This window comes from Rhodococcus tibetensis, from assembly GCF_024438035.1.
Lineage (GTDB): Bacteria > Actinomycetota > Actinomycetes > Mycobacteriales > Mycobacteriaceae > Rhodococcus_F > Rhodococcus_F tibetensis.
The window spans coordinates 1-2,308 of record NZ_JANFQF010000046.1 but is presented as its reverse complement, the minus strand read 5'-3'; the positions used below and the strand labels follow the sequence as shown (position 1 = coordinate 2,308).

The window sequence follows — 2,308 nt, the reverse complement described above, 5'->3', positions numbered from 1 at the left end:
AGGTTTCCGGTGAGGTGGAGGGTGAGGGGGATGTTGTAGGCGGGTGAGGTGGTGTCGTATTGGTTGAGGAACCACATGCGTTTTTGGGCGGGGGAGAGGGGGATCCACCGAGGCCGAGGCCCGGCGGTGAGCGCAGGCCGGCTGGTGGTGCCGCTCTCGGACAAGGCAACCACCCGGGCGAGGGCCTGAGGTGTGGGGGCATCGAACAGCGCTCGAACACCGATGTCGGTGTGCAGCACCGTGTTGATGCGGGCCACCGCCCGGGTGGCGCTGAGGGAGTTACCGCCGTACTCGAAGAAGCTGTCGTCGACCCCGAGGCTGGGCACCTCGAGTACTGCAGCCAGAAGTCGGGTGAGGGTGTCTTCGAGCGGGGTGGTGGGGGCTGCGCGACCGGTGCCTTTCCGCCCGTCGCGAGCAAGAGCGCCGGACAGGGCTCGCAGTGCGTCGCGGTCGAGCTTGCCTGTCGGTGTTCGCGGTATCTCTGCAATAGGCACGATTGCGGCGGGAATCATGTGCGAGGGCACTTGCTTGGCAAGGTACGCGACGAGGCTCCGGCTTTCGAAATCTTGATCAGCGGCGGGCAGTACGTACGAAGTGAGGGCTGTGTCGCCCGCAGGCGTCTGGTGCGCGAGCGTCGCTGCGAACGCGACGGCGGGGTGGCGGGTCAGCGCTGCATCGATTTCGCCGAGCTCGATGCGGAAACCACGGACCTTCACCTGGAAATCACTGCGGCCCAGATATTCCAGCGTATGACCGTTGTCGCGCCATCGGACGATGTCACCTGTGCGGTACAGGCGCTCACCCGCACTGCCGTACGGGTGTGCCACAAACCGTGTGGCGGTGAGGGCGCGGCGCCGGTGATAGCCACGCGCCAAGGCGCTGCCGGCGACGTAGAGCTCTCCGGGCGCGCCGACCGGGACGGGCTGCAGCCGGGAGTCGAGTACGAGTTCGGTGACTCCGCGAAGGGGGCGGCCGATCGGCACCGTGGCCCCCGGCACGAGATCGTGGGTGAGGTTGGCGGCCACGGTCGCCTCGGTCGGGCCGTACGCATTGAGCATGCGACGCGTGGGCGCCCACCGGTTGACCAGCTCCGTCGGACACTCCTCGCCGCCGGTCAGGATGCATTCGAGCTCTTCCAGTCCGGCCGGATCGAGCGAGGCCAGCGCGGTCGGAGTGAGGAAGGCATGTGTCACACCGCCGCCGAGCATCCGCCGCTTCAGCTCCTCGCCGCCGTACACGGTCGGCGGGACCAGGACCATGGTCGCTCCCGCCGACCAGGTGAGCAGATACTCGAGGATCGATGCGTCGAAACTCGGTGAGGAGAAGTGCATGACGCGCGAACTCGAGGTCACGGCGGCGCCCTCGCGCAATTCGTGTGCCAGCGCGTCGATTCCGCGATGGCTGACCACCACACCTTTCGGGATACCGGTCGACCCGGAGGTGTAGATCACATAGGCCGGGTGGTCGACACTCGATCCTGACGTGTCGACCCTGCCACCGATCGGGGGCGGGCCGCCGTCTTTGCGCGCGGTGTCGACACACGTCCAGGCGACAGTATCGGGTAGTGCTGCGAGATGCGCGGAGACGGTCAGGCCGAGTGTCACACCGGAGTCGGACACCATGTGATCGATGCGAACTGCGGGGTAGGTGGGGTCTATCGGAAGGAACGCGGCGCCGGTCTTCACCACCGACCACACGGCGACCACCGACTCCACGGATCGCGGCACCGCCACGGCGACAACGATCTCCGGACCCGCGCCGCGGTCGACGAGCACACGGGCGAGGTGTTCGGAGCGTTGGTCGAGCTGCGAATAGGTCCACTGCACGTCACCGTCGACTAATGCGGTCGAATCACCGTGGTGAACAGTGACTTCCGCGATAATGTCCGCGAGCGTGCGGGGCGGCTCTGCCGCCGCGCCGCGGGCGGGTACCAGCGCCGCCGATTCCTCGGGGGTAAGGACGCTCAGACGGGAGAGCGGAAGAGATGGTGTGGCGGCCATGGCGCTGAGAACGGTGATCGTCCGCCCCAGCACGGTGTCGACGGCGGCGGCATCGAAAGCGGCACTGTCATAGGTGGCACGCAGGTGCAGCCGAGTGTCGGCGGTGGCAGCGATGGCCAGGGGGTAGTGAGTCGTGTCCATCGTATGGACACCCGTGATCTCGAGGTCGCTGCCGTGAGGGTCGAGGCTGGTGGTGTCGAGGGGGTAGGACTCGAAGACGGTGAGGGTGTCGAAGGTGGTGGCGGGTCCGGTGGCGCGGTGGATGTCGGGGAGGCCGAGGTGGTGGTGGTCGAGGAGTTGGGTGTGGG

At 67.3% G+C, this 2,308-nt stretch carries 1 protein-coding gene; it reads right to left on the bottom strand.

Features of this window, described 5'->3' with window-relative positions:
• The coding region (locus NOF53_RS27360) for a non-ribosomal peptide synthetase (protein ID WP_255974786.1) at nucleotides 1-2,264 on the bottom strand (2,264 nt) is incomplete at its 3' end.
• Between the last annotated feature and the right edge of the window lie 44 nt (nucleotides 2,265-2,308).